The sequence below is a fragment of the Salmonella sp. 2020_1459 genome (genome assembly GCF_043847915.1).
GTDB classification, from domain to species: Bacteria; Pseudomonadota; Gammaproteobacteria; order Enterobacterales; family Enterobacteriaceae; genus Salmonella; species Salmonella enterica.
In genome coordinates this window covers 559,683-583,849 of sequence record NZ_JBCMFA010000001.1, presented here as the reverse complement: position 1 = coordinate 583,849, position 24,167 = coordinate 559,683, and the positions used below count along the sequence as shown (strand labels likewise).

The 24,167-nt window shown below is 49.9% G+C and carries 20 protein-coding genes and 1 other RNA gene; 6 read left to right on the top strand and 15 right to left on the bottom strand.

The genetic code is table 11. From position 1 onward, the window contains the following. Positions 1-20 precede the first annotated feature (20 nt). The 5 genes from fadK to ACH0VJ_RS02955 form a co-directional block, all read right to left on the bottom strand. Positions 21-1,661, bottom strand: a complete 1,641-nt coding sequence (gene fadK / locus ACH0VJ_RS02975; protein WP_371359478.1) for a medium-chain fatty-acid--CoA ligase — start codon at positions 1,659-1,661, stop codon at positions 21-23. Between the two features lie 89 nt (positions 1,662-1,750). Continuing rightward, entirely contained in the window at positions 1,751-2,044 is a 294-nt protein-coding gene (locus ACH0VJ_RS02970; RefSeq protein WP_000093362.1) for a ferredoxin family protein, read from the bottom strand. After that, the gene (locus ACH0VJ_RS02965) at positions 2,041-3,327 is read right to left on the bottom strand and encodes an FAD-dependent oxidoreductase (RefSeq protein WP_001278561.1); all 1,287 of its coding nucleotides are present in this window, start codon (positions 3,325-3,327) and stop codon (positions 2,041-2,043) included. Before ACH0VJ_RS02965 ends, ACH0VJ_RS02970 begins: the two co-directional genes overlap by 4 nt. 56 nt (positions 3,328-3,383) lie before the next feature. Beyond that, a complete protein-coding gene (locus ACH0VJ_RS02960; protein WP_001015883.1) occupies positions 3,384-4,319 on the bottom strand; it encodes an electron transfer flavoprotein subunit alpha in 936 nt (311 codons plus the stop codon). Between the two features lie 21 nt (positions 4,320-4,340). Further along, complete coding sequence (locus ACH0VJ_RS02955) at positions 4,341-5,105, bottom strand: electron transfer flavoprotein (RefSeq protein ID WP_000692101.1); 765 nt, start codon at positions 5,103-5,105, stop codon at positions 4,341-4,343. 462 nt (positions 5,106-5,567) lie between these two features. On the opposite strand from ACH0VJ_RS02955, the gene ACH0VJ_RS02950 reads away from it, so the two are divergent. After that, positions 5,568-6,458: an AraC family transcriptional regulator gene (locus ACH0VJ_RS02950; RefSeq protein WP_000284831.1), complete on the top strand. Its 891-nt coding sequence runs from the start codon at positions 5,568-5,570 to the stop codon at positions 6,456-6,458. A 75-nt stretch (positions 6,459-6,533) separates the two neighbouring features. On the opposite strand, the gene ACH0VJ_RS02945 is transcribed toward ACH0VJ_RS02950, so the two are convergent. From ACH0VJ_RS02945 to ydiK, 9 genes are all read right to left on the bottom strand, one after another. Next, positions 6,534-7,685, bottom strand: a complete 1,152-nt coding sequence (locus tag ACH0VJ_RS02945) for an acyl-CoA dehydrogenase (RefSeq protein ID WP_000347819.1) — start codon at positions 7,683-7,685, stop codon at positions 6,534-6,536. 13 nt (positions 7,686-7,698) lie between these two features. Then, positions 7,699-9,294, bottom strand: a complete 1,596-nt coding sequence (locus ACH0VJ_RS02940) for an acyl CoA:acetate/3-ketoacid CoA transferase (protein ID WP_000700593.1) — start codon at positions 9,292-9,294, stop codon at positions 7,699-7,701. Positions 9,295-9,447: 153 nt separating this feature from the next. Continuing rightward, the gene (gene aroD, locus ACH0VJ_RS02935; RefSeq protein ID WP_000860224.1) at positions 9,448-10,206 is read right to left on the bottom strand and encodes a type I 3-dehydroquinate dehydratase; all 759 of its coding nucleotides are present in this window, start codon (positions 10,204-10,206) and stop codon (positions 9,448-9,450) included. Between the two features lie 44 nt (positions 10,207-10,250). Next, positions 10,251-11,117 (bottom strand): quinate/shikimate dehydrogenase, encoded by an 867-nt coding sequence (ydiB, locus tag ACH0VJ_RS02930; protein ID WP_000383488.1) that lies wholly within the window; start codon positions 11,115-11,117, stop codon positions 10,251-10,253. Between the two features lie 66 nt (positions 11,118-11,183). Next, entirely contained in the window at positions 11,184-12,419 is a 1,236-nt protein-coding gene (locus tag ACH0VJ_RS02925) for an MFS transporter (RefSeq protein ID WP_079833517.1), read from the bottom strand. Positions 12,420-12,931: 512 nt separating this feature from the next. Beyond that, positions 12,932-14,143, bottom strand: coding sequence for an MFS transporter (locus tag ACH0VJ_RS02920; RefSeq protein ID WP_000797672.1), 1,212 nt, complete (start codon positions 14,141-14,143; stop codon positions 12,932-12,934). A gap of 140 nt (positions 14,144-14,283) precedes the next feature. Continuing rightward, on the bottom strand, positions 14,284-14,643 hold the full coding sequence (locus tag ACH0VJ_RS02915; protein ID WP_000980459.1) for a YdiL family protein: 360 nt from the start codon (positions 14,641-14,643) through the stop codon (positions 14,284-14,286). A 167-nt stretch (positions 14,644-14,810) separates the two neighbouring features. Further along, positions 14,811-14,918: antisense sRNA RprA (gene rprA / locus ACH0VJ_RS02910), an RNA gene on the bottom strand. Positions 14,919-15,100: 182 nt separating this feature from the next. Continuing rightward, on the bottom strand, positions 15,101-16,219 hold the full coding sequence (gene ydiK, locus ACH0VJ_RS02905; RefSeq protein ID WP_000248615.1) for an AI-2E family transporter YdiK: 1,119 nt from the start codon (positions 16,217-16,219) through the stop codon (positions 15,101-15,103). Positions 16,220-16,483: 264 nt separating this feature from the next. Here ydiK and ACH0VJ_RS02900 point away from each other — a divergent pair, with 264 nt between their 5' ends. From ACH0VJ_RS02900 to ACH0VJ_RS02890, 3 genes are all read left to right on the top strand, one after another. Beyond that, entirely contained in the window at positions 16,484-19,540 is a 3,057-nt protein-coding gene (locus tag ACH0VJ_RS02900; protein WP_000612909.1) for an FAD-binding and (Fe-S)-binding domain-containing protein, read from the top strand. Beyond that, positions 19,537-19,947 (top strand): 1,4-dihydroxy-2-naphthoyl-CoA hydrolase, encoded by a 411-nt coding sequence (gene menI, locus ACH0VJ_RS02895; RefSeq protein WP_000637930.1) that lies wholly within the window; start codon positions 19,537-19,539, stop codon positions 19,945-19,947. The genes ACH0VJ_RS02900 and menI overlap by 4 nt, the downstream gene beginning before the upstream one ends. Positions 19,948-20,045: 98 nt before the next feature. Then, positions 20,046-20,234, top strand: coding sequence for a YdiH family protein (locus ACH0VJ_RS02890; protein ID WP_001537749.1), 189 nt, complete (start codon positions 20,046-20,048; stop codon positions 20,232-20,234). Positions 20,235-20,521: 287 nt separating this feature from the next. Here ACH0VJ_RS02890 and ACH0VJ_RS02885 read toward each other — a convergent pair whose 3' ends face one another. Beyond that, complete coding sequence (locus ACH0VJ_RS02885) at positions 20,522-21,868, bottom strand: L-cystine transporter (protein WP_031622116.1); 1,347 nt, start codon at positions 21,866-21,868, stop codon at positions 20,522-20,524. Between the two features lie 426 nt (positions 21,869-22,294). Here ACH0VJ_RS02885 and sufA point away from each other — a divergent pair, with 426 nt between their 5' ends. Then, positions 22,295-22,663 carry a Fe-S cluster assembly scaffold SufA gene (sufA, locus tag ACH0VJ_RS02880; protein ID WP_000418970.1) on the top strand — a complete coding sequence of 123 codons (369 nt, stop codon included), beginning with the start codon at positions 22,295-22,297 and terminating at the stop codon, positions 22,661-22,663. An 8-nt stretch (positions 22,664-22,671) separates the two neighbouring features. Then, on the top strand, positions 22,672-24,159 hold the full coding sequence (gene sufB / locus ACH0VJ_RS02875; RefSeq protein WP_000089376.1) for a Fe-S cluster assembly protein SufB: 1,488 nt from the start codon (positions 22,672-22,674) through the stop codon (positions 24,157-24,159). Positions 24,160-24,167: the final 8 nt, after the last annotated feature.

Below are 24,167 nucleotides of genomic sequence, written 5' to 3'. Positions count from 1 at the left end.
TAACGTCGCCATCCGGCAATTTATACCGCAGTGTGCTCCTGGCGCAGCCGCTCAATAATATCCTGCCGCAACAGAAACTTCTGCACTTTGCCAGAGGCGGTTCTGGGCAGTTTTTCTACGATGACGATCCGTTCCGGATATTTATACTTCGCTACCCGTTTTCGACTGAAAAAAGCGATCACCTCTTCCAGCATCAGCGAAAGGTGCGGCGGTTTTAAGACCACATACGCGCATGAACGTTCGCCTAAGCGTTCATCAGGCATAGCAACGACGCAAGCATCGTGTATGCGAGGGTGCTGTAGCAAAATATCTTCGACTTCGCGACTGCTGATATTTTCACCTCCACGTATAATAATATCCTTTTTGCGCCCGGTAATTTTGATATAACCGTCTTCATCCATGCGGCAGAGGTCGCCGCTGTAATACCAGCCCTCATTATCCAGTGCGCGGGCGGTAAGTTCCGGCTCGTCCAGGTATCCCATAAAAACGTTCGGCCCGCGCGAGGCTTCTTCGCCTTCGTGGCCTGCTGGAAGCGTATTGCGATCTTCATCCACGATTTTAATTTCTACACCGGTGGCGGCATAACCATCGGTGTTCATCATGCGTGAAGTCGAATCACCCAGATTAACCATCGAGTGTGGAGAACTTTCTGTAGAACCGTAAATACTCAATAATTTGATACCGCGCTGCTGGCAGTCGCGGGCAACCTTTTTGGGAATAGTCGTGCCGCCGCATAAGAAGAATCGTAGTGAGGAGAGGTCGGCAGGCTGTTGCTCAATGGCACAAAGCAGATCGTAAATAAACGGCGTCGCGCCTGACATACAGGTACAGCGTTGCTGCGCTAATAAGGTAAGGCAGGCTTCTGGGGTAAAGATGTCCAGCAATACGCTACGCGCCCCGATTAAAAAGGGCGCGGTGACGCCGTGTAAAAATCCGGTGGCGTGGCCCAGTGGCGCAGGCATCAGGAACACATCTTGCCAGGTTAAATTCAACCGCGCGCAATACGCCCGTTCGCTGGCAAGAATATTATTGTGGGTCAACATCACCCCTTTCGGCATTCCTTCTGTGCCGGAGGTAAACAGCACTGCCGCCAGTTCATCACCGTGAATGTTAATGTCTGACTGCAACGGTTCGCTGCGGTCGATGATTTGACTAAGCGCAAGCGCTGTGGTGGCAGGCGCCAGTTTATCCACGCCGACAATATGCGTCAGATGGCGCAGTTGATTTTGTAGCGGAAGGATAAGATCGACCGGACGATTCTGTTTGAACACGGTGGGGGCGAAGAATATTTTAGCCTGACATTTGTTCAGCACCCAAACCAGCTCTGCTTCTCGCCAGGCGGGAAGTAGCGGGACAGATACCGCGCCCGTTTTCAGGCAGGCCAGATAAATGAGGGTAAACTCACACCAGCCCGGAAGCTGAAAGGCCACGCGATCGCCCGGTTGAATCCCCTGAGACAGTAACCAGTTTGCCAGGCGGCTTGCCGCGCAGTCGAGCGCGGCGTAGCTCCAGGACGCGCCATGATTATCGACCACGGCGATTTTATCGGGTACGGCGCGTGCGGTTTGCCGCCAGTAGTCGCCCAGTGAAGCATCGCCCCAGTAGCCGGACTCGCGATAGGTTTTCCGCCTTGCGGCGTCAAACGTTAATGTAACACTCATTGACTTGTTCTCTATTAATACAAATGACGTAATCTCCGGGGGCAAGCCGAATAAGACGCCGTAGCGTCGTTATCCGGTGTTTCAGAGCGTCAGCCGTAGCGAAACTCAACGCCGAACGTTCCCGCCGGGTATTCCCATTTTTCGAGAAGAGTATTGCCGCAGAGAACCCTGCAGGTCCCGCATTCCAGGCAGCCCGCGGAGTCAAAATGAATATTTCCCGCATCGTCCAGCTTATAGAGTCCGGCAGGGCAGGCTTTTATTAATTTATTAAACTCCTGCATGTCAGGCGAGGAGCGCAAAATGATATGTGGGTGTCCTTCATCTACGTAAAATTTATTTACGCCCAATTTGACGTCAACATTCACCTTATTGTCCGAACTCATAATGCCGTAGCCCCTTTTATGCCGTCTTTTAATAGATTCACCAGTCCAATTTTTTTCGCATGTGACAGGATAGTTTTACGCAACGGTGGGACTGGACCGCCATCAACGGTGAACAGATCGCCCACAATGTTTGCCGCCATACGCGGGTACTCGGTAAAAAGCCGTGGGTTTTCCATTAATCCGGGGAGTTTGCGGAAATGCCGCATATCGCGTAACACGCCGTTTTTCTCCAGCGCGCGTTTGTAACCGGCAAGACTCGCGGCGGAAAAATCTTGCCGCGCTTTAGCGTCAATGGCGGTTTGAGCGGCCGCTTGCGCGGACGCGATGGCTAAATCCATGCCGCGGACGGTATAGCCGAGATTCAGACAAAGACCGGCGGCGTCGCCGACAATCATCACACCGTCATTTGCCAGCTCCGGCATCATTGCTATGCCGCCTTCGGGCACCATATGAGCGGAGTATTCAAGCAGCGTTCCCCCCTGAATCAAAGGGCGTATCGCCGGATGCTGTTTAAAATCTTCCAGCATTTGCGGTACGCTTTTGGTCGCGTGAGCAATGTCGCCCAGGCCACATACCAGCCCCAGAGAAACCGAATCACGGTTGGTATAAAGAAAACCGCCGCCCATGAGCCCGTTGGAGGGCGCGCCAGCGAATAACCAGGCGGCGCCTTCATGGGGCGCCAGATTAAAGCGCTCTTCAATAAGTGCCGGAGAGAGCCCAATCAACTCTTTTACGCCGACGGCATAATGATGCGCAGAAGAGACAGGCACCATGTCCAGCGAACGGCCCAGCATGGAATTCACGCCGTCCGCGAGAATCACAATATTCGCATCCAGAATATCATCCCCGGCCTGAACGCCAGTGACGCGATTGCCTTCACGTACCAGAGCGTCGACCCGTACACCTGGGATAAACTGCGCGCCAGCCTGTTCCGCCTGCGCCATTAACCACGGGTCCAGTTTGTTGCGCAGTACGGTATATGACGTAAGGGGCGGAGTAGGGGGCGCGCGGTGAAAATCAAGTGTGACGGCGCTTTCTTCGGTTAAAAAGGAGATTTTTTCACGGGTAACGACGCGTTCGATGGGGGCGGACGTTGCGAATCCCGGCATAATACTTTCGATACTGTGAGCGTAGAGCCGCCCACCGGTCATATTTTTGCTGCCCGCGCTGTTTCCGCGTTCAATAACCAGTACATCCAGTCCCGCTTTTGCCATCACATACGCGGCGACCGTTCCTGCTACGCCTGCGCCCACCACAATAGCGTCAAATTTATCATCCGACATGCTTTATGCTCCTTTCCCGCCGTATCGACGACGGGAGATGTGCGTTGAAAAAGGAATTAGCGGCTTAACTGGTCGATGAGGGCAGGAACAACCTTATAGATATCGCCCACCAGGCCATAATCGGCATAATTGAAAATGGGCGCGTTTTTATCTTTGTTAATTGCGACAATAATTTTTGCGCCGTTTCCACCCACCATATGTTGAATTTGGCCGGAAATGCCCAGCGTCAGATAGAGATCGGATTTCAACAGAACGCCGGATACGCCAATATAACGCTCACGTTCCATCCAGTTTTCACCTTCCGCAATGGGGCGGGAACAGCCCACTTCTGCGCCGAGAACGGCCGCCAGTTTATGCACCATATCCAGATCGCTTTGCGCCGCCAGGCCTCGTCCTACGCCGATGACCCGTTTGGCTTTGCTCAAATCGACGCTGCTTAGCGATTTCGCGCGCCGCTGCTGGCACAATACCTCGTGGCGTGGGGCAATATATGCCAGCGTGGTCTGCGGGCAAGTATGACCGGGGAGAGGGGCGGCGGGTTCCAGCACGCCGGGTGCCAGCGTAATAATCGCCTGCGGACTGTTTAATTTCTCTTTGCCGAAAGCAAGTCCGCCGTACATGCGATGCTCTGCGTGTAGCGTCCCGTCGAGGAGGTCAATAGACGTCGCGTCGTTCACCATCATGGCGTCAAGCTGGATGCTCAGCCGGGCGCCCAGCGCTTTACAGCGCTTGGTCGCCGCCATGAGCAGCAGCCCATTTTGGTCGCCTAATAATGAGGCCAGCGTTTCGGCATAGTTTTCCACGCGCTGCAAATCCGTATGCGATTCAAGAACGACTATCTCATCAGCGCCAAGCGCTTTCACGTAGTCGATCTCCGTGTTTCCTTGCACGATGGCGTAAACTTTTTCTCCCCACTGCCGCGCGCCGGTCATTAATTCGGCATAACGCTCTACGTTATCGCTAAATACCCATACGTTAGCTAAATGATTCATGATAATTTTTCTCCGTTGGGTTTAGTTCAGGGATTTTTTCAAATGATCGGCCAGTGCGGTAATGGCTTCCGGCGAATCGTTATCGAGAATGATATGCTTGCGTTCTGTCTGCGGCGGTACCGAGATGGCGACCAGTTCCGCCAGTGGCGTGGTTGGGGTCCAGTGGATATCGCTCGCCAGCCACGACGTAACGGCTTTTTTCCCGGCGCCGAGAATGGCTTTCATTGACGGGATGCGTGGAACGTTAATATCTGAGGTCACGCAAAGCACCGCGGGCAGCGTGAGCTCGATAATTTCAACGTCTTCTTCCAGTGTGCGTTCAACGATGATTTTGTCGCCGTCGCGTTGAATATGGCTTACTGCGTTGATGACGGGGAGTTTCAGGAGTTCGCCAGTCAGCAGGCCCACCTGTTGGGCATAAATATCGCCGGAGCCCTCTCCAAAGAGCAACAGGTCAAAGCCGATTTTCTCCGCCGCGGATGCTAGCGCCAGCGCGGTTTCTTTGGGCAGGGCGTGCTCCAGTTGCGCATCCTGAACCATGAAAAGCGCATCTGGCCCGCGGGATAACACATCTTTGCGGACTTTTGAATTTTGTAACAGAGAGCCGCCGACGGTGAGCGCGGCGATCTCGTCGCCACCGCCAGCTAACTGCGCGGCGGCCTCAATTGCATTTAAATCAAACTGGCTGATTTTGGCCTCGGCACGATCAAAATTGAGCGAATGCTCCGGGGTCACGGTAATGTCCTGTTCTTCAGGCACCAACTTAAAGCAGGTTATTATTTTCATTGCATCTCCAGTGAGTCGCGTGCGGATAAGTAACGTAAATCTGACTGAAAATAGTCTGCGGCAGTCTGAAGAGGTTTACGATGGGTCAATCTGTTTTCCTTGCCAACAATCTTGCACAAAAAATCTGCGAACAGAGAATCGTTAGCAACCATCTGAAAAGGGCGTCATAAAAATATAAATACGGTAGTGAGAATAATAAGTGCGAAGCATATCATCATTTTTTAACATGAAACGTGCGATGTTGTTTCTGTGAGGTTAAAAGAAAACATCAAAGATATGTCGGCTATGTATTTTTGTCTGATAATACGCTATCGACAGGTAATCTGAGCTGTCTGCAAAAGAACATAATATCTTGCATTCGGAACGAATAATCTTGTTTTGCTGGTAATCTCCACGGTTGTACAACACTGACGCTCGCTTTATTTTATCCTGGTTATCTTTTTAAACCTGACAGAGGTTATTATGTATCAGCGCTGTTTTGACTCCGCCGCGGAGACGATTTTTGAACAGGACAAGACCCCTCGATTTTCACGTTTTGTCATTAGCGATGATCCAAACTGGGAGTCTGGCCATCATATGCATGATAATGAAACAGAGCTTATTTACGTCAAAAAAGGGATAGCCAGGTTAATTATTGACTCTTCACTCTACGTCGCGCATGCGGACGATATTGTCGTCGTTGAGCGGGGGCGGCTACACGCTGTAGCATCCGACAGCAATTCGCCGGCTACCACCTATACCTGTGCGCTGTATGGGTTTTGTTTTCCAGGTTGGGAAGAAAACCAACTATTGCAGAGTCATTCCTGTCCGGTGGTTTCCGTGGTTCAGGGGAAAGAGGTCATTAAAAGTATCTTTAATGAATTAAGCGTGTTACTTCCGCAGGGGAAAAACGTATTGGCTTCCTCTGTATACGATGCATTTGCTTACACTCTGACCGCGCTTTATTATGAAAATTTTAAAAATGCCTATCGTTCTGAACAAGGCTACATTAAAAAAGATGTATTAATTAAGGATGTGCTTGTTTATCTCAATAATAATTATCGTGAAAAAATCACGCTTGACCAGCTATCGAAAAAATTTCGTGCCAGCGTCAGTTATATATGTCATGAATTTGCCAAAGAATATCATATATCCCCTATCAACTATGTTATTCAACGACGTATGACCGAGGCCAAGTTTGCGCTGACAAACACTGAGTCGCCACTGGCAGAAATTTCATGGCGGGTAGGATATGAAAATGTGGACCATTTTGCCAAATTGTTTATGCGGCATGTAGGATGTTCTCCCAACGATTATCGTAAGCAATTTAAAAATAGTCTGGTTGCGCAGGCGTATTTGCTGCCAAATACCTGACGGCGAAATATATCTGATTTATTCGGCCTGATGCCATAAAGCAGTCAGGCCGAATAAGACGTTCCGGTACGATCCTTACTTGTTCTGATAGTCTTTCAGAATCTGGCGTCCTGCCACATAGATCATAATTTCATCCGTGCCGCCACCGATACGTTCGCAGCGAACATCGCGCCAGAAGCGGGAGACACGGGCTTCGTCAGTATAACCAAGCCCCCCCATAATCTGAATCGCATCGTCAATCACTTCCATCGCTGTGCGTGCGCAGTACAGCTTAGCCAGCGCGGCGCTGGTACGCAGTGACTCTTCCCGATCGGCCTGCCAGGCGACTTTCAACACCATATTGCGCATGTTTTCGATTTTGATGGCCATTAACGCCAGCTTTTCCTGGATCATCTGGTTATGGCCGATGGGTTTACCAAAGGCGATACGCTGGTTGGCGTAACGGGCGGCATCTTCAAATGCACATTCGGCGAAACCTGTACTGCGCGCCGCATTAATCAAACGCTCCATTTCAAAATTGTACATGACATTGAGGAAACCCATGCCTTCTTCACCGACCCGGTCGCTTTCGTCCACCTCGACATTATCGAGATAAACTTCGCATGTACTCAACATGTGCCAGCCAATTTTATGCAGCGGATTAATCTTTATGCCCGGTTTATTTGAGTCCACCCACCAAAGCGTGAACGCTTTTTTAGGATCTTTTGGCTCCGTATCGCGCGCCAGAACCAGCATGTAAGGATATTCTTTTGCACCGGTGATAAACGTTTTCTGACCGTTAAGATAAACCTTGCCGTTTTTACGCGTCCAGGTTGTTGTGGCGCTATTATTATCAGAGCCCGCGCCAGGTTCTGTTAAGGCTAGCGCATATGCTGGATCGCCGGTGGCCAGAGTACTTTCTGCTGTTTTACGCAGTTGTTCTGCGGAACCAAAACGGCGCATACTGTGAATGCATTGGCCGTTGGTAATCAAAAAGGCCGGAGCGCCGCATTTTGAGATTTCCATCAGCGCCAGCATTTGCGTTACATAGTCAGCCGGAATGCCGCCGAATTCTTCCGGGACGCCCAGCATCGAAATACCGTTTTCCGCCAGCGCCTGCATAAATTCTTTGGGATAGGTGCCCGTTTGATCGCAGGTACGGAAATACTCTTCCGGAAAATTGCTGGTGATTAACTCGCGAATACTGGCCAGTAATAGTTCTTGTTCTTCAGTTAATGAAAAATCCATATTTGTACTCCTTTTAATGTGTTGCGTCAGGAAGCGTGAATCCCATAGTGCTATCGGTAAATAATCTTGTGTCCATCAGTTTTAAATCTGGTGAGATAACCGGTGAAAAATCCATCTTGTCAAGAATATCCCGTTGCAGATCGACGCCAGGCGCAATTTCAATTAAATGCAGGCCATCTTGTTTGAGAGTGAAAACCGCACGTTCAGTGATGTAACGCACATCTAACCCGCGCTCAAGCGCAATTTTTCCACTGAACGTAATTTCCGGCAGTTCGCTGACGAATTTTTTCACGCGACCTTCCTGCAGAATATTTAATTTGCCATCGGTAATTTCAGTTTTTAAACTTCCGGCCGTCAGAGTTCCGCAGAAAATAATTTTTTGCGACGTTGCGCTAATATCGATAAACCCGCCGGTGCCCATAATTTTGCCGTTGAATTTATGTACACCGACATTACCGTGTTGATCCACTTCGGCAAAACTTAAATAGCAGACATCGAGCCCACCGCCGTGATAAAAATCAAATTGTGAGGTCATATCGAGGATCGCGCGGGTATTGACATTGGCGCCGAAGGCCACACCCTGAGAGGTAATACCGCCCACCGGGCCAGTTTCTACGGTCAGCACGAAGTCATCGGCGCAGCCTTCCTCGCGAGCGACCAGACCAATGCCGTCGGCAATGCCTACGCCCACATTGCCTACCGCGCCTTTACGCATTTCAAACAGCGCGCGTCGGGCTACCAGCTTGCGCTGATTAAGGGGCAGGGTAAGCTGGGTACTATCATCAAGAGTAAAATCCCCGGAGATAAATCGGTTCACCGGCGCGCCGCCATAGAGTTGCGTCTGGTCGGCGTCGACAACCACAATATCCACCAGATAGCCGGGAATACGCACGGATTTTGGATGCAGCGTGGCTTTTTTTACCATTTTCTGCACCTGCATCATTACAATACCGCCATTATTGTGAACGGCCTGGGCGATCACCAGCGCATCAAGATACATCACCTCATCTTCAAATGATGCATAGCCTTCGCTGTCGCAGGTGGTGGCGCGGATAAAAGCCACATTAGGCGCTATCGCTTTATAATAGAGATATTCTTTATTATCGATCTCTACCAGCTTAATGAGGTCTTCTTTAGTCACGTCGTTTAATTTTCCGCCTTGATGGCGAGGGTCGACAAAGGTTCCAATACCGATATCGCTCAGAATACCCGGCTGGTGTGCGGCGCTGGCGCGCAGCGTCTGGGTTAATACGCCTTGTGGGTAGTTATAGGCGGCGATTTTATTTTGTTCAGCCAGTTCAGAAATACGGGGAGATTGCCCCCAATGTCCGCATAGCGCCCATTTTACCAATCCCTCCTGCGCCAGCGGGCTGATGCCGCGATCGGCGCGGTCACCTAATCCGGTAGGGCTAATAATAGATAAATCTCGTGGTGACTGGGTTGTTTGATATTTATCTGCCAGTGCGGTAATTAATGTTGTCGCTTCGAGAATACCGCCGCCTGCGCCCAGAATACATAAAGTGGCCTCATCTGGAATATAATTTACTGCTTCTTGTGCAGAGAGCACGGGAACGCGGCCATTAATGCGTGATGGCTTATTGATTTTCATATTTACTCCACTATTATCCCTGAAAGCAATATCGATATAACCGTGTTAAGGTAATAAAGACAGCGGCTTTCAATGAATATGGAACATATTCATATCAGATAACTATTTATTTTATTGTGGCAGAAAGAGAATATTCCGCCACACGATAAAGTATTACGCCTGGTGCAATATAGTTAATACGGTACGCAGATCGGCTACCGATATTTGTCCCGGCGCAGATGCTTTTTTCACCGCGCCAAACGTTGCTGCAGAACCGAACACTTCGCCGGCAAGACGAGATATTACCCCGGTTTTCGACATCGACATGGTAATAATCGGACGATCCGCATAGCGCTCCTGCATTTCTACAGTGGCGGTAAGTAAGGTCAGGACATCGGCTTTAGTCTGTGGCATGACGGCGATCTTCGGAATATCGGCGCCCAGTTCCTGCATTTTACGCAGACGCTGAACAATCTCTTCCGCTGCGGGCGTTTTATGAAAATCATGGTTAGACATGATCACCGCAACATTGTGTTGATGAGCATAGCCGACGGTGGCTTTCACCTCATCGTCGCCGGTAAAAAGCTCAAGATCGATCATATCGACCAGACCGCTGTCAACCGCTGCACGATTCAGAGCGATATACTGTCCGGTGGTTAGCGCCTGTTCGCCGCCTTCTTTCGCGCTGCGGAAGGTAAATAGCAAGGGTTTATCGGTAATAATCTCCCGGATGGCGCCGGCGGCCTCAAGTACGCTTTCCGCCGTTGTCACGTTGGCAAAATGGTCAACGCGCCACTCCAGAATATCGAAATCCGCTTCACGGTAGGCGAGTGCTTCCGATTTCACATCGGTAATGGTTTTTCCCATTAGCGACACAATGATCTTTGGCGCGCCTTCGCCAACCACGAGATCTCTTACAGTTACGGTTTTCATTTGGTACCCTTCATTGTCATTCGTCGCAATTATAATTTTACCGGTCAGGCTGTGAATCCCATCACCTGCTTTACATAGTCCAATGGAAACGCTTTTCCTGTCCACAGTTCAAACTGTTCGGCTCCTTGCCATAACAACATGCCGTAACCATCAATTGTTTTGCAACCAGCTTGTTGCGCCTGCTGCAATAACTTTGTCATATGCGGATTATAAACACATTCGGTGACCAGCAATTCAGGGCGGAGCAGGGAAACATCGCCGATCAGGGATTCGTTCTCCAATGGTTTCATGCCAACTTTGGTGCCGTTCGTCAGAATATCTGCGCTGGCAAGCGCTTCAGTAAAAGCGTGCTGATCGGCAAGATCGGTGACGGTAACGACACAATCAGTGTTTTCATTCACCCGCTTCGCAAAGGCAACCGCTTTTTCGAAAAAGTCATCTTTACGGTTAAACAGTTTAATTTCCTTAATGCCTTCAATGGCTGCCTGGGCGCCAATGGCGGTAGCCGCGCCTCCCGCGCCGAGCAGCACCATGGTTTTTCCCCGAATATCGAAACCGCTTTCTTTAATTGCCCGAATATGGCCCGTACCATCCGTGTTGTAGCCGCGTAGATAGCCGTCATCGTTAACAATGGTGTTGATAGCGCCAACCAGTTTTGCTGCTGGCGTTAATTCATCGACATACTCACACGCGAGCTGTTTGTTTGGCATGGAGACGCCCGTACCGCGCATTTTTAATGCTTTCAGTCCTTCAATGGCGCTGGCAAACGTCGTGTTATCCACTTCGAAAGCCATATAGGTATACGGTAGCCCCGCTTTTTCTAACGCTTTGTTTTGCATTTCGGGCGATAAGCTATGACGGATAGGATACGCCATAAGACCAATTAATTCATATTTTGCGGTAACATCCATTTTATACTCCTTAATAAGTGGACAGTGCAGAGCAGGGCGCATGCCTGTTGCGCATAGTTAACATTTTTACTGGAAATAACGCTCGCCAAATCGGACATCGTTTTGCGGGATCTTAAATACGCGATAATAGCGAATAAATACAATAATGGCGGTGATAAATGTCAGTAGTGCAAAGGCAAAATCTAACAAAATGATATATTGCAGGCCAATAGTAGAGAGATAACCGGTGATCAGTGGAATAATAAAGTTAGCTACGCCCCCCATCATCATATATATACTGGTGACTTTAGCTTTACTCTTAGGGAAAAATTCCGACATTACCGATACACCTAATTGTAAAATACCTCCAGCAGCGGAAAAACCAATCACGAAGGCGCCAGCATTACAGATCAGTGGAGAGGGATACAGGTAAATTGCCGCAGCGGTGAGTGTCGCCAGCCCGGCATTGAAAACATTGGCCCAGATGGGGCGAACCATTTTTTTCAGCAATGCGGCAAAAATAAACACGCAAACCAACGATCCCATACTGTAATAAGAGATGGTTTTCAGCGCGTCGGATTCCGCCATTCCGGCGAAGGCCATCGCATATTTAGGCATCCAGGCCACAATCACATAGAAGGTTGAGAACGCGGCGACGCCAAATAAAACGGAAGCTACGCCTTCCAGCCAGACGAGGGGAGTACTGTTCATCTGGGGTAATTCTTTCGCAATACTGGCATCGACAAGTTGGCTGGGAAAGCGGCTTTTCAACAGCATCAACGTGATGAGGACGAAAAGGATACCGGGGATTACCACCGCGTAGCCGTACCAGATATGGTTGACTAACAAGGCGCTGACAATAAGGGGATAAATCATTTGCCCAAAAGAGACCATCGCTTTAACCAGAATAACTGCCGAGCCCGATGCTTTGGGAAAACACTCCATTAATGCAGGGTATCCGCCGGTATCCAGCGCGGAGTTCGCCACGCCGACACACACCGCTAATATGAAAGCGATCATCAGGTTAGGACTGGCGGGAATACCGAAGAAAAATAGCATATATAGTACGGCGCCAAGCAGTATTATTGCCCGACGGCCAAATTTATCGGACAGTACGCCAAAGAATAAAATACTGACCAGACGACCAAGACCAATGCCAGAGATTAAATAGGCGATACCGGCACTATCCGTGGAGAATTTCTGTGCAAGGGAGGTCATGTTCTGGGCTAGTGTAATAACACTCATGCCGTGGAGAAAGTAACTAAAATAAATGCAGATAACAGCCAGCAAATATGGCATGTTGCGAGCCTTGTTCTGAGACATTTGTTCACAGCTCCTTGCTGATGGTTTGATTCAATGTCCTGCTTAGAGCCTATCCCATTAGGGCTATTTTACTTGCCATTTTGGAGCTGGGCAGTGCTCAAAATCCTCACGTACTACGTGTACGCTCCGGTTTTTGCGCGCTGTCCGTGTCCAAACTGGCTGCGCCAATAACGCCTACTGGGATAGGCTCTTATTACTGCTATTACTACATGCAGCGATTGTTCAGTAACACTATAAGTCGGTACTGTCGTTATATGTACATAACATGGCGTTTAAAATGCCAGGTTTATTGCATTGATAGCATTTCATTTGTTAGCCATGAAATATAAATATTGCTGCGAATTTGTTGTTTAATACATATAACTCGTGATGCTCATCGCAATTTTTCTGATAAGTGTGAAGATAATGAATAATAATTAACACGAAAATTACATTTTTTGTTTCCCGGTGATAATGGCTAACGTTTTATTTTGCATAGCAAGGCAATAATATTGCAGTTGGCACGCTAACATTTATTGCGCAGTTGACGCTGCTTCAGCGTGATGTTGTGATTCAGCCCGACTTCGGTAACCGATGAACAGTGCGAGGAGAAATCCCACTGCGGCGATACCGGTATCAAACCACATAATATGTGTAATGCTCATTTCTGAAATCCGCGCTGTGATCAACGGAATAGTGAACGTCGCGATACTGCCGGCGCTGTAATAAATGCCGGTCGCTTTACCTTTCTCCTGTGGAAAACGGGCCGCCATCAGCGTCAGGCCGATTTGTACTACGCCACCAGCGGAAGAGAATCCAATGACGAATGCGAAGATCATAACAACATAGGCCTGAGGATGCAGGCAGACCGTCAGAAGCGCAATAAAAGAGATAAAGGTATAAAACATCAATAATGTGGTAGAGCGAATTGTTTTTCTGACCAGCGGGGCGGTTATAAAAACGCAGAGTAGCGATCCGCAGGTATAAATACTTAACAGTTTGATGGATTGGGTATACGACATTCCTGCGACGAACTGTCCATACTGCGCCAGCCACTGGCTGATAAGATAAAAGGTTGCCATCGAGATATAGCCATAAAGGGTGTAGCTGATAAGATCGATGAGGGAGCAATGATGTACGCCTGTGACTGGCGCTTGCGAGATTTTGGGCTTCAATATCCGACCAGGATAGGGTGGAAAAGGACAGCGTAATAAAAACAGAGCATTAATAAGCATGATCGCCCCGGCAAGCAGGAAGGACCAGCCAAACCACATATTAGCCCAGACTAATAAACTGATAATAATGGGCAACAAGAATTGCCCGCCAGAGACAAATGCTTTAATCAGAATATTTGCCGTACTGGGGGAGCGAGGGAAGGCTTCCATCAAACTGGGATAGGTACCTGCATCTAAAAAACTGTTGGCCATACCCGCTAAAAAACCACAGGCATAAGCGACAAAAATCGTCTGAGCATAAAGAATGCCAATGAAAAAAATCAGGTAACAGGCGGTCCCCAGAATGATAAAAGGACGGCGACCAAAGCGATCGGAAAGCATACCGGCGATTAACAAAACGCTTAGCCGGCCAATACCAAGCGAAGAGATCACAATAGATACGCCTGCGGCACTGGTATGCCATTGCTGTTCAAGCGATGACATGTTCAGGCTCATCAGGATAACCCCCATACCATGTACAAAGTAATTAAAATACAACCCTACAGCGGTAGGGAAATAACGATTTTTCATATTATCTGACTCAGAGATGCCGCCTGAACGTTACAGTGGTATACACAGGCAGGAAGCATATTGGATAGGGTGACAAGTCAATGTCGTGATTGTGTGGTTTTCTATCCGGTATCAATACGATGCGGCGATAAAGTTTACGTCTAACACAGCCGCTCCAGATCATGTGCGAAAAGTTCGGCAGCAACAGATTGATAAATTTTCCACTCGATAAAATCCCCCTCTGTATAAATGGACTGAAAAGAAGATAAATCAGGGAAGTAACGCATTGTATTATTGCCGATGCGGTTATTTATTTTGTCAACAATGGCGTTAATTCGTCGCTGTCTCCTGGCTTTCATTTCCTTTAGCCTGGCAATGATTTCTGGAGAGATGGGAGTGTCACCAGCTTCCCATCGTTGCCAGGTTGTCGAATTATTATCCTGGGTGATATAGATTGTGCATTCTTCAATCGTCATATCAAAAATACGCCGTAGTGCTTGTAGTTCTAACGCGTTCATCATTTTTTAGGCTTTTATATGAAAAAAGTGATGCTATAAATAGCACCACCGACACCGTTTCGACTTGAACAGAATCACACTATTTTGTGCAATATTATTTGTTCGTTGCAGATATCGCGGTGTTGAAGGAAAACGGGAGCTGGCTTATGTAACAATGCGGCGAAAAAAGTTAAAAAAAAAGCCCATCGTAGGAGACGGGCAAAGACTACACACAGCAATTCGTTGTTTCACTCAGGGGATTTCCATGCTTATAAATCAATGTGTTGATTTATAACCGTGTGCTAATAGTAGGCATGAGCACTTTTTGCGTCGATCAGATTCGTCTCAATAGTTTAAAAACTGTAACGGATTTGCGACAGAAATGAGATGCGGCGGGGAACAGACGGGCGAATCAAAATGGGGTGTGCGTTGAATTGATAAACGTCGCTAAAGCATCGGGCGGCAATGCCGCCCGACGGGATTATGACTGCTTGTTGGCTTCCTCGATGTCATCCAGCTCTTCAAGGATCTCCTCTGGTTCATTCGTCGGCGCCGGAACTTCATGTACCCATGCGGAGAACAAACGCCAGGTCACGGCCAGAAGCACCGGTCCAATAAACAGACCAATCATACCGAATGCAATCAGGCCGCCGATTACCCCGGAAAGGATCAGAAGCAGCGGTAAATCGGCGCCCATGCGGATGAGTACCGGGCGAATCACGTTATCCAGAGTGCCGACGACGGCGCTCCAAACCAGCAGCACGGTGCCCCAGGTGGTGTCGCCTGTCCAGTAAAGCCAGATAATGGCTGGAATCAATACCGGCAACGGCCCCAACTGAACCAGGCACGAAAGGATCATCACTACCGTCAACAGGGTAGCGTAAGGCACGCCGGAAATCGCCAGCCCGACGCCGCCAAGTACCGCCTGTACCAGCGCGGTGACCACCACGCCAAGCGCCACGGCGCGGATCGCCTGGGCAGCCAGCAGAACCGCCGCATCGCCGCGTTTAGCCGCGAGACGACAGGCAAAATGACGTATTCCCATCGCCACTTGTTCGCCGCGCCAGTAAAGCAGGGCGCTAAACAACAGCATCAGGGCGCAGTGCATCATAAAGCGTCCGATATGCGCCGCCTGACCGACAAACCAGGTCGTGGTTGTGCCGATATAAGGCCGCACTTTCGCCATAATAGCGCTACCGCCCATATCCAGCAGGCTATGCCATCCGGCATACAGTTTGGCGCCAACCAACGGAATATTATTTAACCATGCCAGATCGGGTAGCGTCATATCGCCGCCGGTCACTGCATGGATGAGCGGGCCGCTACCATCGACAATGCTGTTCACCAGCAAGGCGACGGGAATAACGAAGAGCAGCACTAACAGCAGCGTCATGACCAGTACGGCAAGCGAGCGGCGGCCCCACAATATTTTTTGTAATTTCAGCAAAACGGGCCAGGTCGCGATAACAATCGTACCTGCCCATGCAAACCCCAAAATAAAAGGCTGTACTATCCACAAACAGGCCACAATCATGATGGCTAAAAACAGCACCGATAGCAGCACTTGCGCAATATCCCTGGGCTGACGAACATTTACCATAAATACTTTTCACCTTTGTCTTTGCGCCAGAACGTTGGCGCGACGTGAACATGCAAACCACACCCTATAATGATGAGCAATTTCAGCGGTTTTTAACAGGCCGATTCTGCATGTAATTCTGTTGGGCGCACAGGAAAAAAATGTGATACAACAAATAACGCAACACGCAAACGATTAAGCATCCCTTCCTGTGCGTAGACCGCTCGCGCTCGCCGGGTTGGGCGCCACCGTTCACAACATAGACCGCAGGAAAAGGTCAATATAATGATTCCACAAATTTCTCAGGCACCCGGCGTCGTTCAGCTGGTGCTCAATTTTTTGCAGGCGCTGGAGCAGCAAGGGTTTACGGGCGATACGGCAACCAGCTATGCCGACCGTCTGACAATGTCGACCGATAACAGTATCTACCAGCTTCTTCCCGATGCTGTTGTGTTTCCCCGTTCTACGGCGGATGTCGCGCTTCTTGCCCGTCTGGCGGCGGAGCCGCGCTTTACGTCGCTGATATTTACCCCGCGAGGCGGCGGTACTGGCACGAATGGCCAGGCGCTAAACCAGGGCATTATTGTTGATATGTCCCGCTATATGAACCGCATTATTGAAATTAATCCTGAAGAGGGATGGGTGCGGGTAGAGGCGGGGGTGATAAAAGATCAGCTTAATCAGGCGTTAAAGCCGTATGGCTATTTTTTTGCGCCGGAACTTTCCACCAGTAATCGCGCCACGCTTGGCGGTATGATTAATACCGATGCCTCTGGTCAGGGTTCGCTGGTCTATGGAAAAACGTCAGATCACGTCTTAGGCATACGGGCCGTATTGTTGGGGGGCGATATCCTTGACACGCAATCGATGCCCGTAGAGCTTGCCCGGACGTTGGGTGAAAACACGACGATGCCAGGCCGCATCTATCAGACCGTCTATCAGTCCTGCCTGGAAAACCGTCAACTTATCCTCGATAGCTTTCCAAAGCTCAATCGTTTCCTGACAGGCTACGATTTACGCCACGTCTTTAACGATGACATGACCCGCTTCGATCTTACCCGCATCTTAACGGGGTCGGAAGGGACGCTGGCGTTTATTACTGAAGCCCGGCTGGATATTACCCCGATACCCAAAGTCCGCCGTCTGGTGAATGTAAAATACGACTCCTTTGATTCCGCGCTGCGTAACGCCCCTTTTATGGTTGATGCGCGCGCCTTATCCGTCGAGACGGTCGATTCCAAAGTCCTTAACCTCGCGCGGGAAGATATTGTCTGGCACTCCGTTAGCGAATTGATTACCGATGTGCCGGATAAAGAAATGCTTGGCCTGAATATCGTGGAATTTGCGGGTGACGATGAAGCGCTTATTGACGGACAGGTCGAGGCGCTGTGCCACCGGCTGGATGGCCTGATGGCACGTGCGGAAGCGGGCGTGATCGGCTGGCAACTTTGTACCGATTTGACGGGTATTGAGCGTATTTACGCGATGCGTAAAAAAGCGGTAGGGCTGCTGGGTAATGCGAAAGGCGCAGCCAAACCGATTCCTTTCGCGGAAGATACCTGCGTGCCGCCTGAACATCTGGCCGATTACATCGCCGAATTTCGCGCCCTGCTGGATGGTCATGGCTTAAGTTACGGCATGTTCGGCCACGTGGATGCCGGGGTGCTGCATGTGCGTCCGGCGCTGGATATGTGCGATCCGCAGCAGGAACTGTTGATGAAACAGATCTCCGATGAGGTCGTCGCGCTGACCGCCAGATACGGCGGGCTGTTGTGGGGCGAGCATGGAAAAGGTTTTCGTGCGGAATACAGCCCGGCCTTTTTCGGCGAAGTCCTGTATGGCGAGCTGCGCAAAATAAAAGCGGCTTTTGATCCGCATAATCGACTTAACCCGGGTAAAATCTGTCCGCCGCAAGGGATAGAGGCGCCGATGATGAAGGTGGATGCGGTAAAACGCGGCACCTGGGATCGGCAAATCCCGCTGGCGGTACGGCAGACCTGGCGCGGCGCTATGGAGTGTAATGGTAACGGCCTGTGCTTTAATTTCGATGCGAAAAGCCCGATGTGCCCATCGATGAAAATTAGCCTTAACCGGATCCACTCGCCGAAAGGGCGGGCGACGCTGGTGCGGGAATGGCTCCGTCTATTGGCCGATCGCGGCGTCGATCCGTTGAAGCTGGAAAAGGAGCTGCCAGAAAAACGCGCCAGCTTACGCACGCTGATTGCCCGCACCCGGAATAGTTGGCACAAACGCAAAGGCGAGTATGACTTTTCCCATGAAGTTAAAGAGGCCATGTCCGGCTGTCTGGCGTGTAAAGCCTGTACGACCCAGTGTCCGATTAAAATCGATGTTCCGGAGTTTCGTTCACGTTTCTTACAGCTTTACCATACGCGTTATCTGCGTCCGGTACGCGATCATCTGGTGGCGACGGTCGAGACCTACGCGCCGCTGATGGCGCGTGCGCCAAAGACCTTTAACTTTTTTATTAACCAACCGGTAGTTCGTAATCTGGCGAAAAAACATATCGGTATGGTGGATTTACCTCTGCTTTCTGCCCCTTCATTGCAACAGCAACTGGTGGGCCATCCGTCCGCTAATATGACGCTTGAGCAACTGGAGCGCATGAGCGCCGAGCAAAAAGCGAAAACGGTACTGGTGGTTCAGGATCCGTTTACCAGCTACTACGACGCCCGGGTCGTGGCGGACTTTATCCGCCTGGCGGAAAAACTGGGCAGGAGGCCGGTATTGTTACCGTTCTCGCCGAATGGTAAGGCGCAGCATATTAAAGGTTTTCTTAATCGCTTTGCGAAAACGGCGAAAAAAACCTCTGAGTTCCTTAATCGGATCGCTGCGTTGGGGATGCCGATGGTGGGCGTCGATCCGGCGCTGGTTCTGTGTTATCGCGACGAATACAAACTGGCGCTGGGCGAACAGCGCGGCGATTTTCATGTGTTGCTGGTGAATGAATGGTTGGCGCAGGAAATAAATGCAAGACTGTCCGTCGAGGTGAGCGGCGAACCGTGGTACTTTTTTGGTCATTGTACGGAAGTCACGGCTTTACCCGGCGCGCCTGCGCAGTGGGCCGCCATCTTTGCCCATTTTGGCGCGAAGCTGGAAAATGTCAGCGTAGGCTGCTGTGGTATGGCGGGCACTTATGGACATGAACTCACCAATCATAAAAATTCGCTGGGAATTTATGAGCTATCCTGGCATCAGGCGATGCAAGGTCTACCGCGAAACCGTTGCCTGGCAACCGGCTATTCCTGCCGAAGCCAGGTTAAACGCATTGAAGGTACGGGCGTGCGTCACCCGTTGCAGGCATTACTGGAGATTATAGGTTGATCTGGAAACGTGAAGTGACCCTCGATGCGCTTAATGCGATGGGGGAAGGGAATATGGTTGGCCTGCTTGATATCCGCTTTGAGCGTATTGGGGACGATACGCTGGAAGCGACAATGCCCGTCGATCATCGCACCAAACAGCCGTTCGGCTTGCTGCATGGCGGAGCGTCTGTGGTGCTGGCGGAAAGTATCGGCTCGGTCGCAGGCTATCTGTGTACGCAGGGGGAGCAAAAGGTGGTGGGGCTGGAGGTGAATGCCAACCATGTACGGTCGGCGCGTCAGGGGCGTGTACGGGGCGTCTGTAAAGCGTTGCATACCGGGGCTCGCCATCAGGTCTGGCAGATAGAGATCTTTGATGAACAGGGACGTCTGTGCTGTTCTTCGCGCCTTACTACGGCGATTGTGTGACGTTGTCACCATAAAAGTGTGATGCATATTGCTTTTGGTCAAAATGTGCGCAGAAAAAGGTGATATACTGTGCACGTTTACACATAAGCGAGGATGATATGTCTACTGATTTAGACCCAACCCAACTGGCGATTGAATTTTTACGCCGTGATAAAACCGAACTTTCTCCCGCGCAGTATTTGAAGCGTTTAAAACAGCTGGAGTTAGAGTTTGCCGATCTCCTCACCCTCTCTGCAACCGAACTGAAAGAAGAGATCTATTTCGCCTGGCGGTTGGGCGTGCATTAATAAAGTCTGTGTAGGCCGGATAAGGCGTTAGCCGCCATCCGGCTATGTTACCAGGCAATCTCACCAGACACTGTCCCCAGATAATAGATAACCCCCTTGATTTTGTTTAAAAAAAATACAGATCGCCATTTGTGCTAAAAAGGCGCGCGTTCTTTATGAGATTATTCTTATGCCCCTTCAAGAGCTAAGCCATTAAGAGTGCCGGAGATAAGCGCCGGATGGGGCCGGAACCCTTAAGCCTGTATTGAACAGACTTAAGGGTTTTTCTTTTCCGGGCGCGTAAAAAACTAAGGTCTGTCAATAACCGCCGGCATGTCGTCAGCCGTATGATTATTCAAAATACGGTTAGCCAGCACACCTGACATCATCGATCCGTTAACGTTCAGTGCCGTGCGGGCCATATCAACGATAGGTTCGATGGCAATAAAAATACCGACCAGCGCAACGGGAAAATTCAACGTCGACAGGACAATCAGCGCCGCGAACGTACCACCGCCGCCGACGCCGGCTACGCCAATAGACCCTAGCGCAATGGCAGGCAACATCGCGGCCAGAAAATGCAGCGAGAGCGGATCGATGCCGATGGTGGGTGCAATCATCGCTACCATAATAGCCGGATAAATCCCGGCGCAGCCATTTTGCCCCATACTGGAGCCAAACGAGGCGGAAATATTGGCAATGGTGCTTTGTACGCCAAATTTTTCCTGGGCGGAAATGGCCAGCGGAATAGAGGCTGCGCTGCTGCGGGAAACAAACGCAAAGGTTAAGACGGGCCACACCATTCTGAAATAACGCGCTGGATTATTACCGCTGAGGATCAGCAAGATGGCGTGCACGATAAACATCATGAAAATCGCGATGTAACAGGCGCCGATAAAACCAAGTAAGCTGGCGAATTGTTCAAGGCGGTATGATGAAAATACGGTGGTCATTAATGCCATGACGCCATAGGGCGTTAATGCAATAACGATACGTACCATCTTCATGACCCAGATCTGAATAGCGTTAATGCCTGCGCTTAATTTCTGACCTTCTTCCGGCGCCTCTTTTTTGACCTTTAACAGGGCGATCCCCGCTATTAGCGTGAAGATAACGATGCCGATAACGGAAACACTTCTGGCTCCCGTAAGATCAAGAAAAATATTAGTCGGGATCAGAGATGTCACTAACTGGGGAATCGACACCGCGGCAGTCTTATTGACTTCTTCTGTAGTTAACATTGACGGCATGTGCACAAAAGCGCTGGCGTCAAGCCCCAGCACATGAGCGGTCAGTAATCCGATAAAACCGGCAACCATCACCAGGCATAACATGCATCCGACGATCGTCAGCGACATTTTTCCGATGCCGGCACTATTTTCCAGTTTATTGATGGCGGAAAGAATAGAAATAAAAATTAGCGGTATAGCGACCAGTTTTAGCAGGTGGACGTAACCATTGCCGACGATGCTGTACCATTCGATAATAGTTTTAGTGTGATTTGCTGAAATAAAATGTAGGGATAAACCAATAACAGCCCCTAAAAAGATAGCGATAAAAACGCTTTTCGACAGGGAATCGCTTTTTTGATTAATTCTCAAGATGACCCACGAGAAAACCAAAAAAAGTACGATATACGCGAGCGTAACAACCATATTTTAAGCCTCTTGCCTCATTCAGCACCTGAAATGCCGGAAAGAGTTTACATAAACCTATAGCTCAAACTGAGTTATAGAACCGCAGCGGATTATAAAGAGCGCAACGCCAGGTATCCATACAAAAAATGGGGTTCTGACCTCGCCGCCCGGCAATGTCGACAGCCTATTAATTAAATAGTCATTTTCTATACATCTTTTCGTTTTTGACCTGTCAGAACGGTTAATATCTTATAAACCATTACTTATCAAAAAGTTAAGTTGTTTTTTGTCTGTCGTATGACCTGGCGGACAGGGTCTATGCTTAATAAAAGGCGCTCAATATGACCATTTGTTGGAAAGCCCCTGCGGTTAAGGGGTTGAAGTGATAATCATTATCACTAACATGCTGTTATATCCTGGTGATTTAGAACGCGAGGTAACTCTATGGAATTGCATTCAGACACGTTTAACCCGGAGGACTTCCCCTGGCAAGGGCTGACGCTAACGCCAGCGGCGGCAGCGCACATACGTGAGCTGGCAGAAAAGCAGCCGGGCATGTTGGGCGTGCGGTTAAGCGTAAAACAGACGGGATGTGCCGGATTTGGCTATGTTCTGGATACCGTTCGGGAGCCGGATAAAGACGATCTGGTTTTTGAAGCCGAAGGCGCAAAGCTTTTCGCACCGTTACAGGCGATGCCTTTTATTGACGGAACAGAAGTGGATTACGTACAGGAAGGGCTGAACCAGTTATTTAAATTTCATAACCCCAAAGCCCAGAATGAATGCGGCTGCGGCGAAAGTTTTGGGGTATAGGCGGTACTATGTCTCGTAACACTGAAGCAACGGAAGAGGTCGGCATCTGGACAGGCGGACGCCTTAATTACAAAGAAGGATTTTTCACGCAACTACCCACTGATGAACTGGCAAAAGGCATTAGCGAAGAGGTGGTGCGTGCGATTTCCGCAAAGCGTAACGAACCTGAGTGGATGCTGGAATTTCGTCTCAATGCCTATAGAGCCTGGCTGGACATGGATGAACCGCACTGGCTGAAAGCGCACTACGATAAACTGAACTATCAGGACTACAGCTATTACTCTGCGCCATCATGCGGAAACTGCGACGATAACTGCGTTTCCCAGCCGGGAGCCGTACAGCAAACGGGCGCGAATACCTTTTTGAGTAAAGAGGTTGAAGACGCCTTCGAGCAACTTGGCGTTCCAGTTCGCGAAGGGAAAAAGGTCGCCGTCGATGCGATTTTTGACTCGGTCTCCGTAGCGACCACATACCGTGAAAAACTGGCGGAACAGGGCATTATTTTCTGTTCTTTTGGCGAGGCGATACACGATCACCCTGACCTGGTCAGGAAATATCTTGGCACCGTCGTGCCGGGGAACGATAACTTTTTTGCCGCGCTGAATGCGGCAGTCGCTTCCGATGGGACATTTATCTATGTTCCCAAAGGCGTGCGTTGCCCAATGGAGTTATCCACCTATTTTCGCATTAACGCCGAAAAAACCGGTCAGTTTGAGCGCACGATTCTGGTGGCGGATGAAGGCAGCTATGTGAGTTATATCGAAGGCTGCTCCGCGCCCGTACGCGACAGTTATCAGCTCCACGCCGCGGTAGTGGAAGTCATCATCCATAAAGATGCTGAAGTAAAATATTCCACCGTACAAAACTGGTTCCCGGGCGACAACAACACGGGCGGCATTCTGAACTTTGTGACCAAGCGGGCGTTGTGCGAAGGGGAAAACAGCAAGATGTCGTGGACCCAGTCGGAAACCGGTTCGGCGATTACCTGGAAATACCCGAGCTGTATCCTGCGCGGTGATAATTCTATCGGCGAGTTCTATTCCGTTGCGCTGACCAGTGGACATCAGCAGGCTGACACCGGCACCAAAATGATCCATATCGGTAAAAACACGCGCTCAACCATTATCTCAAAAGGCATTTCTGCCGGCCACAGCCAGAACAGCTACCGTGGGCTGGTAAAAATTATGCCGACGGCAACCAACGCCCGAAATTTCACCCAATGCGACTCCATGTTGATTGGCGCGGACTGCGGCGCGCATACGTTCCCGTATGTTGAATGCCGCAATAACAGCGCGCAGCTGGAGCACGAGGCGACAACATCACGCATCGGTGAAGATCAGCTTTTCTATTGTCTGCAACGCGGCATCAGCGAAGAAGACGCTATTTCGATGATCGTCAACGGTTTCTGCAAAGACGTTTTCTCGGAACTACCGCTGGAGTTCGCCGTTGAAGCGCAAAAACTGCTGGCGATTAGCCTTGAGCACAGCGTTGGTTAATGATGAAG